14 protein-coding genes are annotated in these 23,328 nt (G+C 52.7%); 2 read left to right on the forward strand and 12 right to left on the reverse strand.

What is annotated here, in order from left to right; genetic code table 11:
* The first annotated feature begins 17 nt into the window (after nucleotides 1–17).
* The gene (locus MMG03_RS01780) at nucleotides 18–1,190 is read left to right on the forward strand and encodes a glycosyltransferase (protein WP_073160624.1); all 1,173 of its coding nucleotides are present in this window, start codon (nucleotides 18–20) and stop codon (nucleotides 1,188–1,190) included.
* Here MMG03_RS01780 and MMG03_RS01785 read toward each other — a convergent pair.
* From MMG03_RS01785 to thiC, 3 genes are all read right to left on the reverse strand, one after another.
* A complete protein-coding gene (locus MMG03_RS01785; RefSeq protein WP_249505492.1) occupies nucleotides 1,165–1,866 on the reverse strand; it encodes a MauE/DoxX family redox-associated membrane protein in 702 nt (233 codons plus the stop codon). The genes MMG03_RS01780 and MMG03_RS01785 overlap by 26 nt on opposite strands.
* Nucleotides 1,867–1,875: 9 nt before the next feature.
* Nucleotides 1,876–2,157 (reverse strand): hypothetical protein, encoded by a 282-nt coding sequence (locus MMG03_RS01790; protein ID WP_073160628.1) that lies wholly within the window; start codon nucleotides 2,155–2,157, stop codon nucleotides 1,876–1,878.
* Between the two features lie 98 nt (nucleotides 2,158–2,255).
* A complete protein-coding gene (gene thiC / locus MMG03_RS01795; RefSeq protein WP_101479329.1) occupies nucleotides 2,256–3,980 on the reverse strand; it encodes a phosphomethylpyrimidine synthase ThiC in 1,725 nt (574 codons plus the stop codon).
* A 176-nt stretch (nucleotides 3,981–4,156) separates the two neighbouring features.
* Here thiC and MMG03_RS01800 point away from each other — a divergent pair, with 176 nt between their 5' ends.
* Nucleotides 4,157–6,538 carry an HD domain-containing phosphohydrolase gene (locus MMG03_RS01800; RefSeq protein WP_073160632.1) on the forward strand — a complete coding sequence of 794 codons (2,382 nt, stop codon included), beginning with the start codon at nucleotides 4,157–4,159 and terminating at the stop codon, nucleotides 6,536–6,538.
* Between the two features lie 177 nt (nucleotides 6,539–6,715).
* Here the strand turns inward: MMG03_RS01800 and ilvD are convergent, their stop codons facing one another.
* The 9 genes from ilvD to MMG03_RS01845 form a co-directional block, all read right to left on the reverse strand.
* A complete protein-coding gene (ilvD, locus tag MMG03_RS01805; RefSeq protein ID WP_073235233.1) occupies nucleotides 6,716–8,575 on the reverse strand; it encodes a dihydroxy-acid dehydratase in 1,860 nt (619 codons plus the stop codon).
* Between the two features lie 236 nt (nucleotides 8,576–8,811).
* Entirely contained in the window at nucleotides 8,812–9,042 is a 231-nt protein-coding gene (locus MMG03_RS01810) for a hypothetical protein (RefSeq protein ID WP_249505493.1), read from the reverse strand.
* A gap of 179 nt (nucleotides 9,043–9,221) precedes the next feature.
* The gene (locus tag MMG03_RS01815) at nucleotides 9,222–10,631 is read right to left on the reverse strand and encodes a class I SAM-dependent RNA methyltransferase (RefSeq protein ID WP_249505494.1); all 1,410 of its coding nucleotides are present in this window, start codon (nucleotides 10,629–10,631) and stop codon (nucleotides 9,222–9,224) included.
* 28 nt (nucleotides 10,632–10,659) lie between these two features.
* Nucleotides 10,660–12,513, reverse strand: coding sequence for an EAL domain-containing protein (locus MMG03_RS16005; RefSeq protein ID WP_158236641.1), 1,854 nt, complete (start codon nucleotides 12,511–12,513; stop codon nucleotides 10,660–10,662).
* A gap of 169 nt (nucleotides 12,514–12,682) precedes the next feature.
* The gene (locus MMG03_RS01825) at nucleotides 12,683–14,533 is read right to left on the reverse strand and encodes an MBOAT family protein (RefSeq protein ID WP_088658515.1); all 1,851 of its coding nucleotides are present in this window, start codon (nucleotides 14,531–14,533) and stop codon (nucleotides 12,683–12,685) included.
* Nucleotides 14,534–14,547: 14 nt separating this feature from the next.
* The gene (locus tag MMG03_RS16010) at nucleotides 14,548–16,194 is read right to left on the reverse strand and encodes a GDSL-type esterase/lipase family protein (RefSeq protein WP_249505495.1); all 1,647 of its coding nucleotides are present in this window, start codon (nucleotides 16,192–16,194) and stop codon (nucleotides 14,548–14,550) included.
* Nucleotides 16,195–16,220: 26 nt separating this feature from the next.
* Nucleotides 16,221–17,882: a GDSL-type esterase/lipase family protein gene (locus tag MMG03_RS01835; protein ID WP_249505496.1), complete on the reverse strand. Its 1,662-nt coding sequence runs from the start codon at nucleotides 17,880–17,882 to the stop codon at nucleotides 16,221–16,223.
* Nucleotides 17,883–18,015: 133 nt separating this feature from the next.
* A complete protein-coding gene (hisS, locus tag MMG03_RS01840) occupies nucleotides 18,016–19,293 on the reverse strand; it encodes a histidine--tRNA ligase (RefSeq protein ID WP_249505497.1) in 1,278 nt (425 codons plus the stop codon).
* Between the two features lie 83 nt (nucleotides 19,294–19,376).
* Nucleotides 19,377–23,237, reverse strand: coding sequence for a DUF3857 domain-containing protein (locus MMG03_RS01845; protein WP_249505498.1), 3,861 nt, complete (start codon nucleotides 23,235–23,237; stop codon nucleotides 19,377–19,379).
* Between the last annotated feature and the right edge of the window lie 91 nt (nucleotides 23,238–23,328).

Consider the following 23,328-nt stretch of genomic DNA (forward strand, 5'->3'; position numbering starts at 1 on the left):
TTTTTATAATTGACGTTGTGAAGAAAATCCTTTTTGTTTGCGATAAGAATGAGTGTACCAGTTTTGGACGTCTAACCTTGAATTTGGTGAAGGCGGTAACGCCGGAGTTTGAAACCCATGTGCTGTGGTTAAAGACACCCAAGTTCTTCCCGGATGCGGCCAAGTCGGCTGAAGGTGCCGCTGCAGTGGTGTCGCCGGATTCCTATACTTCTCACGAAGTGTGGGCCAAGTCGCTCTATACTGGATTCATGAGTTTCCGCAGTCCTTTAAAGAAGGCGATTAAGGCGGTGCAGCCGGATGTGGTTTTCTTTATTCGACCGGAGTTGGGTTTTCTGGTGCCGGTGGCAAAGTCGGCGTTAAAGGCTTGCAAGAATGACGGACGTACAGTCATGTTCGTTCACGATACCTTTGCAGAAACCCTTTACCCCACAAGTGCCAAGTTTATCCTGTTGAACCTGTTCTATATCCGTGCAACCGTCAAGGCGGATTCTTTTGTCTATAATTCTGGATGGACTCGTGAACAGGCTGCGGCTCACTTTGGCAAGAAAATGTCCTGTGCTCCCGGCTCTGTAATCGGTTGCCCCATTGACCAGGATCTGTTTAACAAGCCCGAAGTGGCAATTACTGCCGACGATAAAAAGGCATTCCGTCGCAAGCACGGTATGCGTAATTTCGAGGGCATGTGCGTTAACGTTAGCCTTGATGAACCCCGCAAGAATATCGACACTTATTTTGAAACGGCAAGGCTCCGCCCCGATGTGGCCTTTGTCCGTGTGGGTAAACTTTCGGAACGACTCCGCGAAATCATTAACGTTAAAAAGCTTTATAACGTCTACCATTTTGAACGCCTGAACGCAACGGAACTGCGGGACTTTTACCGCCATGCCGACCTGATGGTATACCCCTCTTTGTTAGAAGGTTTTGGCCTGCCTCCTATTGAATCTCTTGCCTGCGGAACTCCTGCCCTGTGTGCAGCCACCTCTGCGGTAAAAGAAAACCTGGAAGGGGTTGTTCCTCTGATTGATCCGCCTACCGATGCCGAAGCCTACGCCAAGGTAATTGACCGCGTCATCGCCGGCGAAAATGTGGTAGACGAAAAAAGAGCAGCGGAACTTTTGCTCCACTGCTCTATGAATTCCTTTAAGAATTGTGTGCTTTCGGCACTTACTTCTTTTCTGTCCAGACCTTGATTAGGCTTCTGTTCTTGCGGAAGATAAGCCACAGGGTGGGCCAGATCAGCACCAGGTCGCGGATAAGGCTTGTCCAGGCTTCGGCCTTGTCGTGAGCGTCACCATCTTCCAGTTCGAAGCAACCGCAGGTAATGCCCAGGTCGTTGCCCAGGGCCCAAGCCAGCGCGATAATGAAGCTGACGAACATCCAGAAAATAGCGAAGGCGCTTTCCTTGACGAAGGGGCTAAAGATCATGGCCAGACCGAACCACAGTTCAAACTGCGGGTACACCAGGGCGAAGAAGTTGTTGATGAAATCCAGGTGCAGGGTGGAGAAGAACTGGTACTGAGCCACCAGCGTTGCAAACTGGTGAGGATCCTGGATCTTGAAAATACTTGCGAAAATGAACATGCCGCCAATGCCCACGCGGAACAAGGTTTCCAGGGCGCGGATGGCGAAGTCCTTGTGAAGCTTGTAGGCGGGAATGCAGAGGCCTGCTGCCACGATGATGGCTCCCAGACCCACATGAATGTTATAGCGGTAGGACTTGGGCCAGATATCGATCATCCAATCCTTGTCGGTAACGGTCAGGAAGGTTTCGGGGAACGAGATTTCTGCAACGCCGAAAGCGACAAGAATGGAGGCGACAATCAGCAGTGCCAGAGAAATTGCGGTCTTCTTGGTAAACTTTTCCATATGGCCCCCTTACAGAATGTCTGCCGGCTTTTCCAGGATTTCCTGGCTTCCGATCCATTCCACAGACTTGGAATCTTCGACGCGGATATTGTTTACGATGGCGAGGATCACGCAGAAGGCGGCAATGCCCAGGAGCACGATCCAGTTCAGGGACTTGAGGTAATTGAAGGGGCGCACTTCAAGCATACCCTTCAAGAAATAGAACAACGGCAGAATATAGGTCCAGGTCAGAATCTGCACGACGCAAATCTTGACGATGGAAATGGCGAGTTGAATGCAATCTTTGATCATGCTGAAAAGATATAAAAAAGCGAGTTCCCGAATGTACGGGAACTCGTTTTTTTACACAAAGTTAGAATTTGCCTTTCGGCGTCGCTTTGGATTTTCTGTTAGACATCGCCGATGTCGCCGGTGGCCACAAAGTTGCGGATGGCGCGGGTAATGCGCATGCTGCAGAAGTTAGGGCCGCACATGGAGCAGAAATGGCTGGACTTTGCCTGGTTGCCGGGCAGAGTCGCGTCGTGGTATTCCATGGCCTTTTCCGGATCCAGGGACAATGCGAACTGGTCGTTCCAGCGGAAGTCAAAGCGGGCACGGCTCAGGGCATCGTCGCGGAACTGGGCTGCAAAATGGCCCTTGGCGATGTCTGCGGCGTGGGCGGCCAGCTTGTAGGTCACAACGCCTGCACGAACGTCGTCGCGGTTGGGGAGGCCCAGATGTTCCTTGGGGGTCACGTAGCAGAGCATGGCGGTACCGTACCAACCAATCTGTGCTGCACCGATGGCAGAAGTGATGTGGTCGTAGGCGGGAGCGATGTCGGTAGTGAGAGGTCCAAGAGTGTAGAAGGGGGCGCCGTGACACTTTTCCAGCTGGCGGGCCATATTGTCCTGGATCTTGTGCATAGGCACGTGACCCGGACCTTCGATAATCACCTGAACGCCGTATTCCCAGGCGATCTTGGTCAGTTCGCCCAGAGTATCCAGTTCGCCGAACTGGGCTTCGTCATTGGCGTCGGCCAGAGAACCCGGACGGAGACCGTCACCCAGGGAGACGGCTACGTCGTACTGTGCCAGAATTTCGCAAATTTCGCGGAAGTGGGTATACAGGAAGTTCTGCTGGTTGTGCTTCATCTGCCACAGGGCGAGAATGGAACCGCCTCGGCTAACGATACCGGTGGTACGCTTGGCGCACATGGGGATGTGTTCCAGCAAAAGGCCTGCGTGAATGGTGAAGTAGTCCACGCCCTGTTCAGCCTGTTCAATCAGGGTGTCGCGGTAAAGTTCCCAGGTCAGTTCCTCGGCCTTGCCGTTCACCTTTTCTAGAGCTTGGTAGATAGGCACGGTTCCGATAGGTACGGGGCTGTTGCGGATAATCCATTCGCGGGTTTCGTGAATGTGCTTGCCGGTGGAAAGGTCCATCACAGTATCTGCACCCCAGCGTACGGACCAGACCATCTTTTCAACTTCTTCTTCAATAGAAGAGGTAATGGCGGAATTCCCGATGTTGCTGTTGATCTTCACCAGGAAGTTGGTGCCGATGATCATGGGCTCGCATTCCGGATGGTTGATGTTGCCCGGAAGGATGGCGCGGCCGGCGGCGATTTCGTCGCGGACGAATTCGGCGGTAATAGGTTTGCCGTTTGCCTTCAGCTTGCCTGCGGCCACCAGTTCGTCAATACGCTGGTTTTCGCGGATAGCCACGTATTCCATTTCCTTGGTAATGACACCTGCGCGGGCATAGTCCAGCTGGGTCAGCTTGTGGCCAGCCTTGGCGCGCATGGGGTGGTGTTCTGCGCTAAAGCGCAGGTGGTCCAGCTCGTGGTTTTCACGGCGGGCGCGGCCATAGGCAGAAGTCATGTCGTCCAGCTGTTCGGCGTCGCCACGTTCGTTAATCCAGCTTTCACGGAAACGTTCGATACCCTTGGTTACGTCGATCTTGGCGTCGGCATCGCTGTAGGGTCCGCTGGTATCATAGACGGTAACAGAGGTAAAATCCGGATCTTCAATCTGGATTTCGCGCATGCCGACCTTGATATCATTGAAAATCTTGCCGGAAACGAACACCTTCTTGGAGTTCATGAACGGTTTCTGGAGCGAATCCTTCTGATCACTCATAAATAATCTCGCTTTTCTTTGGCCTTAATCTAGGCGCAAGTTAATTTCATCTTGTAACGAACTGGAATATAGAATTTTTAAAAAAATGTAAGCGTTGTGAAATTCCGTTTGCCTAGGTGTATATTATTAACATATATTGTAAGAAATAAATATCTTAAAGTGGAATTACATTTTCGATGCAGAAGAGAATCATATCTTACAAGGGTGACGAGGAATTACGGAACAATTTGGAAGTCCTGAAGGCGATTTTGCCCATGACTGGGAACGGAACTGAATTGCCTAGGATGTACATCCAGATTTTCACAACGGTTCTGAGCCCGCACAAGCTGCAGCCTATCTGGACGATCATCGAGGAAGTATTCCCCGGTGTGCCTTGGTTCGGAAATTCCACTAGCGGTAACATCGTTGACTGCGATGCTGCTGCCGAAATTACCATTGCGGTTACTTTTTTTGAAAAGCCCACGACCCAGTTCAAACTTTTACAGTACGACATGTCCAAGATGTCGGCCCGCGAAATTACCCAGAGCATTGTGGCCGAGGCCAATGAAAATCCGTGGGTCAAGGCTATCGAAATGTACCGTACCATTTCGGCCAACTCCTCTACAAATTTCTGCGAAGGCATGGATGGTCTGCGTCCCGATATCCAGATGTTTGGCGGCATTGTCTGCTCTACGGATTTAAGCAGTTCTGATTCCTGCGTGTTCTCTTCTGTCGGCGGTTATAACCCCAACGGTCTGATTATCCTCTTTTTCGGCGGCGAAGATTTTATTGTGGAGTCCATCAAGATCAGCGGATGGAAACCTATCGGACGTAATTTCCATGTGACCAAGTCCGACGGAAGTGTTCTCCACGAATTGAGCGGCATTCCCGCTTTCGATGTTTACCACAAGTATTTGAACATCAACAACGACAGCAATTTCTTTATGAATGCGCTGGATTTCCCCATTATGTACGAACATAACGGAACCACCATTGTCCGCGCTCCTGCTTCCAGCAATCCGGACGGTTCCATCAACATGAGTTCCGATGTACAGGTGGGTTCTATTGTTAGACTTTCCTATGGAGAACCTCAAACCATTCTGGAATCCATTAGGCAAGAAAGCGAAAAGATCAAGGTCTTTAATCCTGACGTGCTGCATATCTTTTCTTGTGCCGCCCGCAAGGCCTTCTGGGCCACCCAGGAACCGACCTACGAAATTTTCCCCTTTAAGTGCATCGCCCATAGCACGGGATTTTTCTCCCACGGTGAATTCCTGCGTGAGAAGTTCCACTTGAATCAGCATAACATTACCCTTGTGATTGCGGCTATGCGAGAGGGCCCCGGCAAGGGATTGCAGGCTTCGGCATTCAAGCGCCATGAAGCTCGTTCCACCAAGTTGCCCCTGGCCGCACGAATGGCGACCTTCATTCGCGAGACTTCCTTCGAACTGGAAGAAATCAACAGCAAGCTGCAGGTGTACAACCAGCAGCTGAAGGGCCTTGCTTCTAGGGATAGCCTGACCGGGCTTGAAAACAGGTTGGCTTTTGATTCCCTGTTAAAGCGAATTGATTCCGAGGGGAATGCTCCTTCGGATTGGTCGATGCTCATGATCGACGTGAACGGTCTGAAGTATACCAACGATACTTTTGGACATCTGGCTGGTGACGCCTTGATCGTGGCAGCTGCCCAGACCGTTACAGAGGCCTTCGGTGCTTCGGGTCATTGCTTTAGAATTGGCGGCGATGAATTTGTGGTTGTTGCAGACGCCGGCAAAGAAAAGATGTTCCAGCTGCAGAAGCGCCTTCGCAATGCGGTTGAGACTTACAACAAGACCGCCCTGTACAGGCTTTCGATGGCTGTAGGTGAAAGCCGTTTGAAAAATGATTACGGCATGCGCAAGTCCATAAGCGACTGGAAAATGGATGCCGACTTGAATATGTATCGCGATAAGAGTGCGTCTCATCATGCGGATAGTTACGGCGAAAATCAGAATTTGCGAGAACTGGTGTCTTGCCTGATTTCCATCGAAGAAGCAAAGGATGCATACACTGCCCATCATTCCGACCGAGTGCAGGAACTTTCCATTAAGTTTGCAAAAGCTCTCGGACTTTCTGACAGTTCCCTGAAGATGATTTCTGATGCGGCCATTCTCCACGATATTGGTAAGGTGGGAATTAGCGATGCTATTCTCGGCAAGCCGGGAAAGCTAACTGATGATGAGTTCGCCGCGATTAAACAGCATCCGGCTATCGGTGCCAAGATTTTGATGCAGTCCAACTATACCCAGGAACTGGTGAATATTGTGATGCATCATCATGAACGTTATGATGGTAGAGGCTACCCGGAAGGAATTTCTGGTGATGATATTCCGCTGGGTTCCCGCATTATTGCCATTGCGGATTCCATCGACGCCATGACCAGTAAACGTTGCTATCGTGATGCCATGTCCCTGGATTTCTGCCGCGAAGAGATCGAGAAAAATCTTGGGAAGATGTACGATCCTGCCATTGGCAAGGTGGTGCTGGACATGTGGGGCGAAGTGACCGATGAACTGCTACGCCTAATGAGTAAGCGATGACGTAAGGGGGCACTCCCCCCTTAGAACCCCCGCTGAAATGTGCGATGCACATTTCGTCGCAGGCTTTGCCTGCGATTTATTCGCAGAAGGGGAATGCAAAAAAATCCCGGCGGTTCATTTTGAACCGTCGGGATTTTTAGCTAGGCTGTATGCGGGTGCGGCCCGCGCCATGTTCCTTTATTTTACGCCGATGAGAGACAGGTCGCGGACTGCGCCCTTGTCGGCAGAAGTTGCCATGGCGGCGTATGCCTGCAGAGCCTTGGAGACTACGCGGTCGCGAGAAACCGGCTTCCATGCCTTGGCACCACGAGCTTCCATTGCCTGGCGTCGTGCGGCAAGTTCGTCGTCGGTGAGCTGCACGTTGATGGTGCGGTTCGGGATATCGATTTCGATAACGTCGCCAGTTTCCACCAGACCGATGTTACCCTTGTTGGCAGCTTCCGGAGAAGCATGACCGATGGAAAGACCGCTGGTACCACCAGAGAAGCGACCGTCGGTAAGGAGAGCGCAGCTCTTGCCCAGGTGACGGCTCTTCAGGTAAGAGGTGGGGTACAGCATTTCCTGCATGCCCGGACCACCCTTAGGACCTTCGTAACGGATAACCACAACGTCGCCAGCCTTCACCTTGTCGCCAAGGATGCCGTTCACGGCGTCTTCCTGAGATTCGAACACAACGGCGGGACCGGTGAACTTCCAGATGGATTCGTCAACGCCTGCAGTCTTCACGATGCAGCCGTCCTGAGCCAGGTTGCCGTACAGAACTGCGAGACCGCCGTCCTTGGTGTAGGCGTGTGCGCCATCGCGGATTGCGCCCTTTTCGCGGTCCAGATCCAGAGATTCGTAGTAGGTGCTCTGGCTGAAAGCGACCAGGTTGTACTTGCGGCCGGGGCCTGCCAGGTAACGCTGCTTGATTTCTTCGGTTGCGTTGCCGCGGACGATGTCGTTAATTTCAAGAGCTTCGCCCATGGTTGCTGCGTGAACAGTCTTTGCGTTCTTGTGGATGAGGCCCATGCGGTCCAGTTCGCCGAGGATGCCCATGATACCGCCAGCGCGGTTCACCTGTTCAATATGGATGTTGTGAACGGTGGGAGCAACCTTACAGATGCAAGGAGTGTTCAGGGAGAGACGGTTGATGTCCTTCATGGTGAAGTCAACGCCGGCTTCCTGAGCCACAGCCAGGAGGTGGAGCACGGTGTTGGAGGAACCGCCCATGGCGATGTCCAGACGCATTGCGTTTTCGAAGGCGTCCATGGTAGCGATGCTACGGGGCAGGATGCTTTCGTCGCCTTCGTCGTAATACTTGTGGCAAAGTTCCACGATACGCTTACCGGCTGCTTCGAACAGCTTCTTACGTTCGGAGTGGGTTGCAACGATGGTGCCGTTGCCCGGGAGAGAAAGGCCAAGAGCTTCGGTCAGGGAGTTCATGGAGTTTGCAGTGAACATGCCGGAGCAGGAACCGCAAGTGGGGCAGGCGTTAGCTTCGATAGCGGCAACTTCTTCATCAGAAACGGAGTTGTCTGCAGAATCGATCATGGCGTCGATCAGGTCAAGAGCGCGATCCTTGCCGTCCTTAGTGGTAACGTGACCAGCTTCCATGGGGCCACCAGAAACGAAGATGGCAGGAATGTTCAGGCGCATGGCGGCCATGAGCATACCCGGAGTCACCTTGTCGCAGTTGGAGATGCAGACCAGGGCGTCGGCGCGGTGGGCGTTGGCCATGTATTCGGTAGAGTCTGCAATGAGGTCGCGAGAGGGGAGGCTGTAAAGCATGCCGTCGTGACCCATGGCGATACCGTCATCCACGGCGATAGTGCTCATTTCCTTGGCAACACCACCGGCGGCTTCGATAGCGCGGGCAACGATCTGACCCACGTCCTTCAGATGAACGTGACCCGGAACGAACTGGGTGTAGCTGTTAACAACGCAAATCACCGGCTTGCCAAAGTCTTCCACCTTGGTACCTGTTGCGTGCCAAAGGGCACGTGCACCGGCCATTTCGCGGCCTTCCATAGTCTTCAACGAACGAAGTTTCGGCATAATGTTACCTCATAAATTGCGCAGTTCCGTATATGCGGGGCGGGACTGCGCCGATTCTATAAAATTTGAACGAGGAAAATATAGTATATCGCAATATTTCTCGATTGTCATTCTGAGCCCCAGGGGCGAAGAATCCAGTGAGTTTCTAAATTCTCTTTAATTCTAGCCATTCTTTTTTATCAACAGCGCTGTTTCGTTCAATGTCTGATTCTTGAATGACTACGGCCTTTGTATAATCAATACCAGGCAGTCCCTTTTTGTTCCTCATCTTTTCTTTGGGAAGTGTAGAAATAAAACGCAAATTTATGTTTGAGATTTGTTCTAAATGGAATGGCAAACATTTTATCCTTACATTCCACAACTAAGGTAAGGTAGGGGCGCCCGTCCTTGTCGGAAAGGATTTCCTTGTGTTCTTTGTGCTTCTCATAGAAGTCTTTTTTCAGGACAACAGTTTTTATTTCGTTCATTATTTTTCCTTAAAACAAAAAATCCGCGTTCTGTAGGATATACAAAACGCGGATATTCATCCAATGGCCGTTCTTTTTTGTCTTAGGTGGGCTGGCCTGCCACCCTGTCATCAATTGATAATATACAAAAGTATATATGTTTTTGTCAATGGATTTTATTTGAAAGGCTGGGACGCTTGTTAGATTCTTGCAAAGATTGCGTTTAGGCTGAAGCCGCCGTGACTTGTTTCGATGAGCTTTGCCTCGGGATTGTTGCTTGGGTTTAGGGCAGGGCAGGCTTTCAGCAGGTTTTCTGTGCAGGTGTAATGGGCGCCGCCACGGGTGTCGTCTTTCGGGGCGAGGATGGCTACGGTTATGGATGCGCCGCAGGATTGAGCGTCGCGCCCCAGCTGGTCAAGTTTCTGCCCGATTTTTGTGTACAGCTTGGGGGCGTCAAATGCCAGGCGCTTGCCGTAGGGCGGGTTTAATAAAATCACAATGTCGCGGGCTGTATCGTTTGCGGATGGTCGAACTGCGCAAATGTCATCAATGGTGTAGCTGAAGAAATCCTTCAGTTGCGGGTTGATAATGTCTGCCGGCAGGGGCGAAACTTCCACATTGTGCTTGATGATGCCGATGGGGCGTTCCGAAATGTCGCTGGTAATAATTGAGAGAAGGTTCGTCGTGGATTCTTCGTCGCTCCGCTCCTCAGAATGACGTAAGGGCGCTGCTGTTTCAGAATGACGTAAGGGCGCTGCTGTTTCAGAATGACGTCCTTTTAGAATAAAGTTCCAGGTGCCTTCTTTAAAGGCGGGCTGATGCTTTAGGGCAAAGTCCCTGCACTTGCCGGGAATCAGGCCGTTTGCGATGTAGGCGGCTTCGAGAGAGAAGGTGCCGCTGCCGGCCATGCCGTCGATGAAGGTAGTGGTTAGTGGTTGGTGGTTAGTGGTTAGAAATTCTGGAGTCTGGAGCTTAATTGCTTCAAAGATCATGGCGGCGGCTATGGTTTCTTTCAGCGGGGCTTCTGCCACAAAGCGTTCGTGGCCGCGTTTGTAAAGTTCTTCGCCGGCTAGGTCTAGCCAGAGTGTGCAGCGGTCGTCTTGCAGGTTGACGTACAAGTGCTGGGGCGCGCTAGCGTGATCTGTGGGGGTGATGTTTTTGCGGATGCGTTCTTCGACAGCGTCGCTATGGTACAGGCGAGAATGCCTGCAAGTGACGTGGATGACAACGCCCATCTCGCCTAAATAAAGTTCCCAGGGCACTGCTGCTACGCCTTTTTCCAACTGTCCGAAGTTCTCGGCCTTGAAGGTGGCGATTTCCATGAGGACTCGGTTGGCAATGCGGCTGTAGGCTACGGCCTTCCAGGCTTCGGTAATCTTTGCGGTGAATTCCACCTTGCCGTCGCCCGCGACCTTGATACCTGCGGCGCAGTTCCCATTAGCGGTGCAATCCTGGACGCACTCCACTCCGATGTACTTCAACTCCTCCACCAAAGTCTCTTCAAATCCCAGAGGCACCACGGCCATAAAGCGGTGGGGCTTGCCAATGACCTGACGTTTCAGGCGCTTTTCCAGATTGGATTCTGGGCTTTTATTTTCGGAGGAATTCATCACTACAAATATAAAATTTGCAGTACCCTTATGCGGGTCTAAACTTCTCGATGGGATCTTCCTTTTCGTTTCCGGCTTCCATATCCCTGTTAGCGTTGTAGTTCTGCACGAAATCTACAAACTCATCCTGGGGCAGGGGCCTAGAGAAGTAATAACCCTGAATGTAGTCCACGCGTTGCTTTTCCATGGCGCGCAGTTCTTCTTCGGTCTCGATACCTTCGGCCACCAGCTTCATGTTCAAACCGTGAGACATTCCTTCTACGGCGTTCACCACATACTTGGCCTTGTCATTCTTGAAGTAGGACTTGCTCATGTCGAAGTCCAGCTTCACAATGGAAACCGGCATATCCACCATGTACATCAGGTTAGATTCGCCCTTTCCGAAGTCATCCAAGGAGAAGGTGACGCCATGTTCCAGCATACGTTCCATGTTCTTCAGCAATTTCTGCTTGGTCACGATGGAGGCCGTTTCGGTAATTTCCAGGTTGATCTTCTGAGGCGGAACGTGGTAGCGGTCCATAATCTCGATCAACTTCTGAGACAAGCCTTCATCTTCGCACTGGACCACCGACAGGTTGATTTCGATGTAATCCAACAGGTCCATGTTCTTCGAGATGAATTCGCAGGTCTGTTCAAAAATCTTGTAGCCCAGTTCCGAAATGGAACCGTTCTGTTCGGCAACGGGAATGAAATCGCTGGGCATCAGGATCTTTCCGTCGCGGGTGCGGATTCGGGCCAAGGCCTCGCCAGAAGAAATTCGCTTGTCGTGAACAGAATAGATGGGCTGAATGAACGTCTCGATGCGATTCTCGATCAGGGCGTTATTCAGTTCTATTTCAAGCTGCTTGCGGTTATGATAAGCTTCAACCAAACTGTCGTTGGTGGTAAAAATTCGGCTCTTTTCGTTGTCGCAGGTCTTGGCGAAACTCAAGAAACTCAGAACTTCTACGGCATTGTTGAATATGGAGCAGTTGTCGCTGCGCACAAATCGGGCCAGTTTAGAAATGTAGGGAATCAGGGCTGCTTCTCGTTCCAGTTCCTTGCCTAGGTCGTCAATGGCTTCCTTGGTCCTGGCGATGGCAATAAAATCCTGGCCGATGCCTCTAAAAACCCATACGCCGGGTATGCGTTCCATGACGCTGAGGGCGTGGGAGGCTTCCTTGTACAGGGCGGTACCAGTCAATGTTCCTGAAGATTTCAATGAAACGGACATCAGGTGGATGGGGGCCTTGATTTCCAGCATTTCGTCCAGGTAGTTCAGCAAGGCGAAATAGTTGAAACAGCCATATTCCTTGTCCAGCTTAGATTCCGGCTTTTCGAGCAAGACGAACAAGATCAACACGCCCAACGCAACGGCCAGGCTAGAAAGCATGATATGGGGAACGTAACGCTGAGTTAGGACTAGGGCCACCCACATGGCAATCCAGAGCAGGATCCCAAAACGTCTACGACGTTCCACCTTTTCGATATTCTTGATCAGGAAAAACAGGGTGACCAGGAAGTTTACGCCCACAATGACATAGCCCACGTTAATGGCCGGTCCGTAAGAAAATCCACGGGGGTCGATATGGGTGGTATGAACGGCTGCTAGAACGATTTCGGCCAGAAGTACGGCCAGGGTCGTCTTGTTCAGGTCGTTATAGGCTTCTTTCTTGAGAATGTTGGCCATCAGGTAGATCAGCACGGTCCCCGAGCAGAGGATGATGGACCCTTCGTAGATTTTACTCATGCCCTTGATCATGTTCAGGGGTAGAGTATCCATATTCTGGATGGCTAAGACCTTCAAAATGTCGAGAATCAGCATTCCCGTAGTAATGCGAAGTGCCCTGCTGAACACCCTTTCGCTACGGAGCATCAGACGCTTATGAGTAGAGTAGATCACATGGATCAACACTATTATAATTAGACCGCATATCTGATACTGGAAACTCATCGGTTGTAAAATAACTTTTTATTGTAAGAAAAATGGTTCTTTGACGCGTAAAACGGAAAAAACACCACAAATAGCGGTGTTTTTGACTCAAAGTGTGATTTTGCTTAAATGAAAATCGCTAGAACTGGAAGTAGATGAAGGGGCAGGAGTCTGCGCTCATGAACTGGTAGATCACGAAGATGATAAGGGCCGTTGCCAAGACCATGACCGGGATGGGGAGCATGGCGAAGTTCAGGCGGTACCATCTCTTGTATTTTTTGGGGATCCAGTGGATCAGCATACCGGCAATGAACACCAAGATAATGTTCATGTGTTCCCAGGCGATGGCCGGGATGGTTTCCAGCTTCCAGGCGGTACCCATCTGCTGCACCATGTTCTTGGCGGTGTTCCATGCCACTTCGTTGGCTTCGGCGGGGTCCAGGTTGGAACCGGCGCGGAAGAACAGACGGGTAAAGGTAATGAACACGAAGGTCAGGGTGACGTTCCAGGCGGTATGGAGCCAGCCGAAGGTCTTGTCGCTGAACAGGCGGAAAATCATGACGGCGTAGATGCCGAAGAAGATAACGCCAAACCAGACGGCAGAAATGGCGAAAATGGCGATATGTTCCCGCTTGAAAATGATGGCCGAGACCGCAAACAGGATAAAGGAGGCGAAGGCGCGGAACTTGAGGCTGCGCTTGACCCAGATCTTGTTGAATACCTGGCCGAAACCGTTAAGGCCGCCCCAGATAATGAAGTTCCAGCTGGCTCCGTGCCACAGACCGCCCATGATCTGAGTGGTCATGGCGTTCATGTTGGTGGTAATGAACTTGCGGGATTCCGGCTTAAAATAGGCGTACAGGGCGATGTAGACAAAGAACAGGCCGATTCCCAGTCCCACCCAGACGCTACCCGAAAGCAGGATGGCGGTGAGGGCGATAAAGGCAATCCAGAAATAGGTGCCGAAACTTGCGCCGCGGTTGCCGCCCAGGGGAATGTAAAGGTAGTCGCGGAGCCAGCTAGAAAGACTCATGTGCCAGCGGCGCCAGAATTCTGTGGGGGAGATTGCCTTGTAGGGGGAGTTGAAGTTCTGGGGCAGGCGGAAACCCATGAGCAGGGCCACGCCAATGGCGATATCGGTATAGCCCGAGAAGTCGGCGTAAACCTGGAGGGAATAGGCAAACAGGGCAATCAGATTTTCGAAGCCCGTAAAAAGCAGCGGCGTATCGAAAACGCGGTCCACGAAGTTTGTGGCCAGGTAGTCGCTCAGGATGATCTTCTTGGCAAGGCCGTTCAGAATCCAGAACACGGCGATACCGAAGGCAGTGCGGGTCAAGAAGAACTTTCTATAGAGCTGGGGGACGAACTTGTCGGCGCGGACGATGGGGCCTGCCACCAACTGGGGGAAGAAGGTCAGGTAGAATCCGAAATCCAGGATGTTGGATACGGCCTTGATCTTCCCGCGGTAAATATCGACGCAGTAGCTGATGGCCTGGAAGGTGAAGAAGGAAATACCCACAGGCAAGATGATTCGGTCTACCAGGGAATTGGTGCCGAACATGGCGTTACTTGCAGCGGCAAAGAAGTTATAGACGTGAAGTTCGATGCCGAAAATGTCGTAGATTACATCCAGGAAGAAGTAGGCGTACTTGTAATAGCTCAGCACCAGCAAGTCGATAATCACTACCAGGACCATCCAGACTTTCTTTTTCCACTGGGTTTCTGTAGATTCGATCCACTTGCCTATAAAGAAGTTAGCCACGACGCAGAAGGCGAGAATGCAAACATAACTGCCGCTGGTCTTATAGTAGAAGAACATACTTGTGGCAAACAGGAAGGCGTTGCGTAAAAGTATGCGCTTGTGAACTAGAGTCAAAATGGCAAAGACCACTGCGAAGAATCCCCAGAAATAGAACTGGGTAAACAGCAGGGGGCTGTTGGGGTCGAAAGAGAAGGTGCGGGTTAAGTAGGGAATAACGTAGTCAAGCATCGTTCAGTAATTCGTTAGGGTTCCTGGGCGGGCAAATTTGCGATGTGTTCCTGGTAGGCGTTGATCAGGGCCTTGTAGAAAAGGTCTCCCAGCAGGTTGTAGCCTGCCAGCTTGAAGTGGACCTTGTCGGATTTTGCAAGGTCAGCCTTTTCCCACTTGGACATGGAACCCAAACCACCCATGAGGCTGAACTTATCCCACACACCGGCCTTGTACTTTTCTGCCAGGGTAAAGAAGGCCTTGCGGGCAACATCGCCATTGGGGTGCTGCACGTAGCGCTTCTTTTTCACCTTGCGGTACATATCATTGTTAGTCTCGAAAATGACTGCTGCATTGGGGGACACGCGCTTGATGCGGGCCAGGAGCTTGCCGTATTCCTCGATGAACAGCTTGTCGTTAAAATGTTCTACGTTGGCGTCGTTGATGCCGATGGCGAAAATCACCAGGTCGGGCTTGTAGAATTCCATCTGACGTTCCAGCAGGGGGCAGACTTCTTCGAAGTAGTCGTGGACGCGGGCGCCGTTGATGCCTACGCCAGTGTAGGTGATACCCGGATTGTCGGTTTCGGTAAGGATGCCGGTCAAGGTGAAGTTGGGGCGTGCATTCTTCTTGACGGAATCGGGAATGATTTCGGTGTCGGGAATGCAGTGGACGTTGACGGCGTTCGAGGAATCTTCGTTGGCTGCGGCTGCAGCCTGGATGGCGTCGGAACACTTGCGCAAACCTTCGCTGTTGCTCATGCTGGCGGCGACTGTTTCGGCCTTGGCCATGCAGGCGGTATCCAGCAGGTCGCAGTCCCCCTGGAACATGGAATCGCTGGGGGCGTCGGGAGCGATCAGTGCCACGTTGGCGGGTACGTTTGCTGCCGGCTGTGCCGATGCGCTAGAAGCGATTGCGGAATCCTTCTGGGTGGTGTCGGCGGAAGCGCGGGCGATAGAATCCTGATACAGGGAGTCGGTAATGAACTTGGCGATGGCGGCCTGCTGCAGGCTGTCCATCCAGCGGAACTGAATCTGGATGGTGTCGATGGGGCGGGGGCAAGTGAACACGTAGCTCTGGCTTGCGGTGTCCTGGACGCCATAGATGTCAGTGGTGTCGACGCGGAGCACGGGGACCACATCGTTGTTGTCGCTGTAGCCGAACAGACGCAGGCGGGTTTCGCCCCACATGGGTTCGCTGTTGTACTTGTCCAGCAAGATGCTGATTTCTGCGCGGGGGTCGCTGGTGCTTACGGCGATACCCAGGAGACCCAGCGGGCGGGTGATTTCTTTCTGGATGTTACGATTGCGATTCCAGATGCCCTTGTAGGCGCTGCCGTAGGTCGAAGGGGTGTTGGTCTTTGCGGCGGAGTAGGGGAACACGAAACCGCGGCCTGCACTGGCGCCGGGATATTCCTTGATCAGATGTTCGCGGATACGCCCAGAAATAACGTCGGCCTGTAAATGGGAGCCGCCGATATGCAGGATCTTTACCTGACCGCGGTTCTCGAAAACCAGGGTGTCCAGCTTCTTGAAGAACGGTTCGAAACTGGCGTTCCCCTTGGGGAACTGAATCACGTTCAAGGTGGAATCGATGAAGCTGTACTTGCTAAAATCAATGTGGTAACTACCCGGGGCGATCGGCAGATCTTTTGAAAATCCGCAGGTAAAACCAGCTAACACTATAAGTAAAGTAAAGAATATGCGAATCACTTTTTCCCCTTGGTGGCAGCCCTTTCTTTGGAAGATTTTTCCTTGGCGGCCTTGGCCTTTGCAGCCTTAGCTGCCTTGGCGGCAGCCCTTGCTCTCTTCTTTTCTTCCTTCACGCCGTCGGCATACTTATGAATGTCCTTCAGCTTTTCATCGGTAATGTGATGGCGTTCGCGGAACTGGAAGTAATCGTAGTGCATGCGCAGTGCGGCACAGAACAGGTCACCCATATAGGCGGCGCCGCGGCGCGTAAAGTGAATGTGGTCGGTAAAGCCCAGGGCCGGTTCCTTCTGAACCCACTTCATCATGGATCCGTTTCCTCCCATAACGCGATGCATGTCCCAGTAGGCAACACCGTTTTCCAGGGCGATTTCCCGGAGGGTCTTGATGGTAATGGCAAGGCCCGGGTAGGTCTGCCATTCTCCGTCTTGCTGGCGGGCCATGTCTGCAGGACCGATAAAGAGAATGTCGGCGTCGGGATTGGCCTTCTGGATGGCCTGGATCTGGCGGGTGATGACCTTCTTCAACCATTCAACCGTCTTGGAGCCCATGCCGGGAACCATGTTGCCTCCGTATTCCATAATGATCAGGCGGGCGTTCATGGCCTTGTAGCTTTCGGCCAGCAGTTCGTTGTCGATGCGGTGGAATATTGTACCCGAGCTTCCGCGCATGGCTACGTTGTCTACGTTCACACCATAAGAACCTTCGGCAGATATGGCGTAGATTTCTGCAGAACCAGAAATGTAGAGCTTGGCCAGGGAAGTTGTATCGGGGAGTTTCCAGGTGTACACGGCCAGCTTGTTGAACTTTTCGATGGCGGGAGCCTGCATCTCCACAATCTTGGAATAACGCTTTTCCTTGATGGTGCTGTCGGCGTTGACGATGGTGTCTACGAAAGTCTGGCTGATGTTCAGCTTGGTTCTGATGCGGGCGTTCTTGTTCACCAGCAACTTGATCTTCTTGTAACCGCCAACGTGGGGGAATGCGTTCTTGCGGCCAGTCTTACGCTTCTGGATGGTAATGGAAGCTTCGCCATCTAGCTTAGAAAGCTGTGCCAGGGGGCCGTAACGGCTGTGGTCCGCTTCTTCGTCGGAGGGTCCAAACAAGATAAAACGTTCCAATGCGCCAGAACTGGAGTGGCTGGTTGTCTGTGAAGGAACGGTCATCATGGCGGGCATCATGCCGGGGCCAGCACCGCCGAATTCATCTTGCAGGTCTTCGCGGATGGTGGCAGAGATGCGGTCTTCTTCTAGCTGGGAGTCACCGTAGTGAATGATGTGTACGGTGTTGCTGTCCAGGGCGGCCAACTGCATATGCAAGAAGAACCTGTCGAACCAGGTGGCGTCGTTGTTGGGCAGGTCGAATCGGGTCTTGCCCTTTTCGAAGAAGTCCTCGTAAAACTTCAGAGAATCCGAGAATTCGGCGAATTCCTTTTGACGGGTTGCTTCCATCATGGCCTGGATGGCGGCTTCGGGATCTTCCTGGGCGGCAGAGGAGTCGCCTTCGACCTTGGCAGGAGCCTTCTCGAAAATGTCCGTCAGCTTGGGGTAACGGAGCGTCTTATCGCCAACATGAATTCCGCCTTCGGGGTAAACGATGGCAATAATGCCAAGGACCACGAAAAGGCTAAGGATGCTAAGTAAGGTTTTAAGAGGAGACATGTAGTTAAGTATGAGGTATGAATTACGAGGTACGAGAAAATGAAGAATGAATTACGAAAAAAGAGAAAACGTGTGGGCAAATGCTTTTTTGCGGTTTCTCATAATTCATAACTCATAATTCATAATTGCGAAGCTACAGTGCTGCTTTAATGGCTTCTACGTTGCCTACGTGCATGGTGCCGTCGCGGAGGTCCTTGTATTCGAACTCGCCTGCGGCTGCCTTGTCGCCGTCAACGTAAACAACGATCTTTGCACCCTGGTAGTTTGCCTGGTCCAGCTGCTTGCCCATCTTCATGGAGGAGAGCGGGTGGGAAACCGTATTTCCGTTTGCGCGGAAAATCTGGGCTGCTTCAAAGACCTTCTTCATGTCGTTGGTGAAGCTTGCGATGTAGAAGTCTACGCTCTGCTTGGGGCTGGGGAGCAGGTTGTGTTCGCGGAGCAGGTCTGCAAGCACAACGTCGCCCATGCCGAAGCCGACACCCGGAATGCGGTCGCCGCCCAGCTTTTCGGTGAGGCTGTCGTAACGTCCGCCGCCTGCGATGGCGCGCATGGATTTACCCTTGTCGAACACTTCGAACACAATGCCAGTGTAGTAGGCGAGACCGCGAACAATGGAAAGGTCCAGGTTCACGCATTCGCCGTAACCGGCAGCTTCCAATGTGGCGAACAGGTCCTTGATTTCGTCAAGGGCTGCGGTTGCAGCTTCGCTATGGACTGCTGCTGCAACTTCCTCGATGGACTTGCAGCTCATGAAGGCGTCAAGCTTTGCCACCTGATCTTCTGTGAGGCCAGCGTCAGCCAAAGCCTTTGCAAACGCTTCGGGACCAATTTTCAGACGGCGATCCAGGGCGGGGTAGACCTGTGCCGGGTTGGGTGCGCCAATTTCGTCCAGGTAGGTGGCCAGCAACTTACGGGAGCTAACGCCAATGGCGAATTCCCCATCCTTCAGGCCAAACTTGCGGAGCATGGTGGCTATTGCTGCCATCAGGTCGGCTTCGGCATAAATGCTTTCGGTACCGATGATGTCCATGTTCAGCTGGAAGAATTCGCGAAGGCGACCCTTCTGAGCCTTTTCATAACGGAACAGGCGAGGCATAGAGAACCACTTGAAGGGCTTCTTCAGTTCGCGGGCCTTCTGGATCACCAAACGGGCGAGAGTCGGAGTCATTTCGGGGCGGAGGGCGATTTCGCGGTCACCCTTGTCTACGAAATTGTAAAGCTGGCTTACGATTTCTTCGCCGGACTTTCCGGTGTACAGCTCCAGGTGTTCAAACATGGGGCCTTCATATTCTTCGTAAGCGAATTCTTCGGCGGTTTTACGCCAAGTGTCAAAGATATAGTTCTGAATGCGCTGTGCTTCAGGATAAAAATCGCGGGTGCCTTTCGGCAGCTGGGGAATTGCAATACTCATAGTGGGCGCAAATTTAGAAAAAAGAGAAAAGCCCCCGAAAAACTCGGGGACCAAAAAAGGTCTTTATTGAACCGTTTAGGAACTTACTTCACCATGATCATGGGGCTGGTCTCGCTTAGCAGGTAGGTCCATTCCTCGCGAATCTTTTCGTATTCGCTGGGGTCGGCGTACAGGGCGAAGGTAGTCCACTTGATGCAATTCTGGGCGTTGGTGCCTTCGGCGCAGCCCTTTTCGTAGCTGACGTAGTCGGGAGCGCGGGTCAGTGCCTTGGGGCCATTCACGGCCACTTCGCGGCCACCGGCGGCCTTCACATTCAGGCTGTAGCTGAACAGCGTTTCGTGAGGCATGCGGATGGGGTGATGACGCTTAGAAACCTTGGGGAGTTTGAACAAACTACGTTCCCACACGTTGGGGAAGCGTCCCTTCAGTTCGGAACCGCCCTGACCGAAGTAACCCTTGGAGGCGTAAGTCACCACAAGAACCAGGGGCTTGTTGAACTCCGTCAGATTCTCGATCTTGATATTTCCGATACTTACGTCGGGAATACCGGAGGCCAGGAAGTCTTCCATCAGCTTTTCCTGTTCCTTGACGTCGCGGCCATAGAAACGGTTACGCATGACGCTTCCGAACTTGCCTGCCAGAGCCACGGAGTCGCGAAATTCGCAAGCGCCGTCGTTGCCTATGAACAGACGATGGTCCACAGAAATCTGATGTTCCTGATTATCTTCGAGGATAGGCGTCGTCACCACGCGGCTGCTGTCGTCGTCAATGATCAAGGCCACCTTGCCTTCCATATCCAGGGGCACGGGGCGGTCGTTACCCGTCTTGTCGGTAGCGTCTACCCACATTTCGCTGATGTTCCCCTGCTTGGGAATATAAAGAATCATGTGGTTGAACTGCTGGATGGTGGGCAGCTGTTCAAAACCTTCTTCCGTCAGGTGGATGGCGGTCAGATAACTCTTGACGCCAATGGACTGCAGCATTTCCTTAAGCAAGAGGGCCATGTCCTTACAGTCGCCGCGGTGCTGCTTGAGGGTGGATTCTGCTGTTTGCGGAATCAGGCTGTGTCCGCCGAAGCGAATGTCGCGGTAACGGATATCGCGGCGCACAAAGTTGACGATGGCCTTGACGGCGTTGTCGTTTGCCTTGGATCCCTTGACTTCAAAAGCCTTTTCGCGAACAGAAACGGCCTGCTTGAACTGATGCTTGATCAAGTTTTGGTAATCTTCGCCAACAGAAGCCCATTCCTGCTTGCCGGTGAGCATGACACCAGCGCCAAAGTCGCGGTAAACAGGCATGTAGAGCTCCTTGCGGATCACCACGGGGCTGTTGATCTTCCATTCCATGCCGCCCTTGATTTCCTGACGTTCGAGAGGACCATATTCTTCGGTAACGAAGCGGTCCTTGTCGGCGTAGATGCGGAATACGGATTCACCAACGGGAACATCCTTGGAACTGATGAAGTTGGTGTAGGGAATCATGCCCTTGTTTTCGATGTTGGTTCGGCTGTACTGCATGTACACGAAGTCACCCGGTTCCAAGTCCGTCAGGGGGAAGTGGGCCGTCTGGGATTCGTTGCCGCCACCGACTTCGGTTGCATAGGTAATATAGGCACCGTTCAGGCTGGCCTTCTGCTTCAGCTTCATGTTGCTGTCGTAGACTTCCAGGGCGTTAATATAAATGCGGTCAAAACCGGGCAAGAAGTCGAAGGTGAACTCACGATAGATGGCGGCACCGCGCACATCCAGGATTTCCATGAGCATTTCTTCGGTGCGGGTCCAGGCGAACCCCTTGTCGCTTGCGCCCTTGTCGGCCTTGAGGGCGTGCTTGTTGTAATGGACCACGGCGGGGAAGTCCCCATCTACGGCTTCGGCCTTGGCTTCGGGGCGTAGCAGCTTCTTCAGGTCAGAGGTGCGGTCTTCCACCGGAGTAATGGGCTTTTGCAGGGTGCGGTTGTCAGCCTTGCCCAGGAAAGCCTTGGTAGCCGACAGGAAACTCTTGGCATCTTCGTTATCGGGGCGCAGGGAAAGGGCCTTGGTCAGGCTCTTTTCGGCTTCGCGGTAATTGCGGGAATAGAAAAGGATCTTACCCTGGGTGGTCCAGATCTTATAATCGTTGCGGTCCTTGGCCAGAGTCTCTTCGCTAATGGCGCGGGCCTCCTCGTAGCGGCCCAGGAACATGAGGGCGTCCATCAAGGCGGTTCCCAGTTCCACGCTCATGCCGAATCGTCCGCGGACACCATAAAGAACGTCCACCGCTTCGGCGTACTGGTCAAGCCCCATGTAAGTCTTGGCCAGGTACACACCCAGACGGCTGCTGGGCTGGGTATCGTAAAGACGCTGCACCACAATCAGGGACTGGTTGCGCTGGCCCAGGCCCCACAAGGCGTCGCTCAGGTTGATTACATATTCAGGATTGTTGGGAGTGTAGCGCAGGGCGCCTTCGGCACATTCGCGGGCGCGGCCATAGTCGAACAGTGCCTCGTACATTTCGCCCAGAATGCTCAGCAGCTTTCCGTTCTTGCGGACCAGTTCCTTCTGGCTTTCAAAATGGCTGATACCCGGGCCGTACAGTTCCTTCATCTGGTACACGAAACCGCAGTTGATCAGGTAAAGGGGTTCCTCGGGGTCCATCTTGTTGGCGCGCTCGAAGTAACTCAAGGCCACCAGGGGCTGATTTTCAAGCAGGCGGAGCAGGCCCACCTGGCTCATGATGGCGGCGTTGAACTTGGCCTGCTTCTTGGCGGCCTCGGCAGAGGCGTCTGCGGCAGGAGCGGCTCCCATAGTCAAGCCTTCTACGGCTCGATCCATCAGTTTGCTGTACTTGCCCTTATTTATCCCCTGGGTCCAGGAGACGATCAAAATCCCGCGACCCTCATTATATATATATCGACCGGTGTAATAGAAGTCGAACTTGTTCACCGTGTGGGTCAGGGTAAAATCCTGGGCATAAAGGATATTACCGTCGGCATCCTTGATCTTCTGGTGCTGCACGTCCAGGGTGGGGTTCCCCGGATCCACTCCAAGGCGCACCAAAAGCACCTTGAACAGGTCCTGCTGGCTCACTTCGTCCTGGGGAATCATGGCGCCGTACACAAACAGCGAAACATCCTCGGCCTTATTAGAAAGAACCAGGTCCGGGTCCTCGTTCTGGCGGGAAATCCCCATCCAGTGGTGCCAGAGGGTGTCCTTTACGGCCCAGTCGTAGCCCAGGGCGTCGGAATGATAGCTCTGGACGTTCTCCGGAGAAAGCTCGGGGCCCGTTTCCTGGGCGGTCTCCAGCATCTGGAAGTCGGCGAAGAATTCCTTCCATTCTTCCTTGAGGGCACCGGGAGCCGGAACATCGTCGGTAGCCGAAAGCGTCAGAGTATAAATATGGTTGCCGCCGCCGGTGACAAAGCCTACGGCCTCATAAGGGGTTTCGTAGCGCTTGCCGGCCACGTCAAAGAAGGCACCGGTAGTCCCGAAAGCCTCTTCGGGGTAGGTTTCGGCCAGGGTGGCCTTCTTTCCGCTACTTTCGAAAGCCTGCATTTCTACCTGGGCTCGGTCCATCAGGCGCATTGGTTCGCCCTGGGGGAGTTCCACTTCTATAAGGACCGCACGGCGCCCAGTGCTAGCATTATAAAATTCGTAGGGTACGCCGGATTCTCCGGCTTCGGGGCCGCTAATCAGGGCCCAGTCTGCGGGGTTCTTGACCTTGAAATTGAAACCGGCCGAACCGATGGCGCCAGAACGGGCTGATTTCTTAGCGGCGGGGGCGGACTTTGCCTGGCTGTTCAGGGTCGAGGCGGCTGTGGGGGTGCCGTCGTCGAAATAATCGTCGGCGTAACTACCCTGGGTAGCCTCTTCGGGGGCGGACTGGGGGGTGTTTTCGGTCAGGGGAGCACCGTTACCGGCACAGGAAACCAGAAAAAACAGCCCGAAAAGGGGGGCAAAACGGAACATTTGGGCAATTTTCAAATTCATAAGCCAATAAAAAGCAAAAAATTTTCAAAAGACTCTTTTCAACTTTCGCAATTTTAATAAATTTGGAGTC

The organism is Fibrobacter sp. HC4, from assembly GCF_023373925.1.
GTDB lineage: Bacteria > Fibrobacterota > Fibrobacteria > Fibrobacterales > Fibrobacteraceae > Fibrobacter.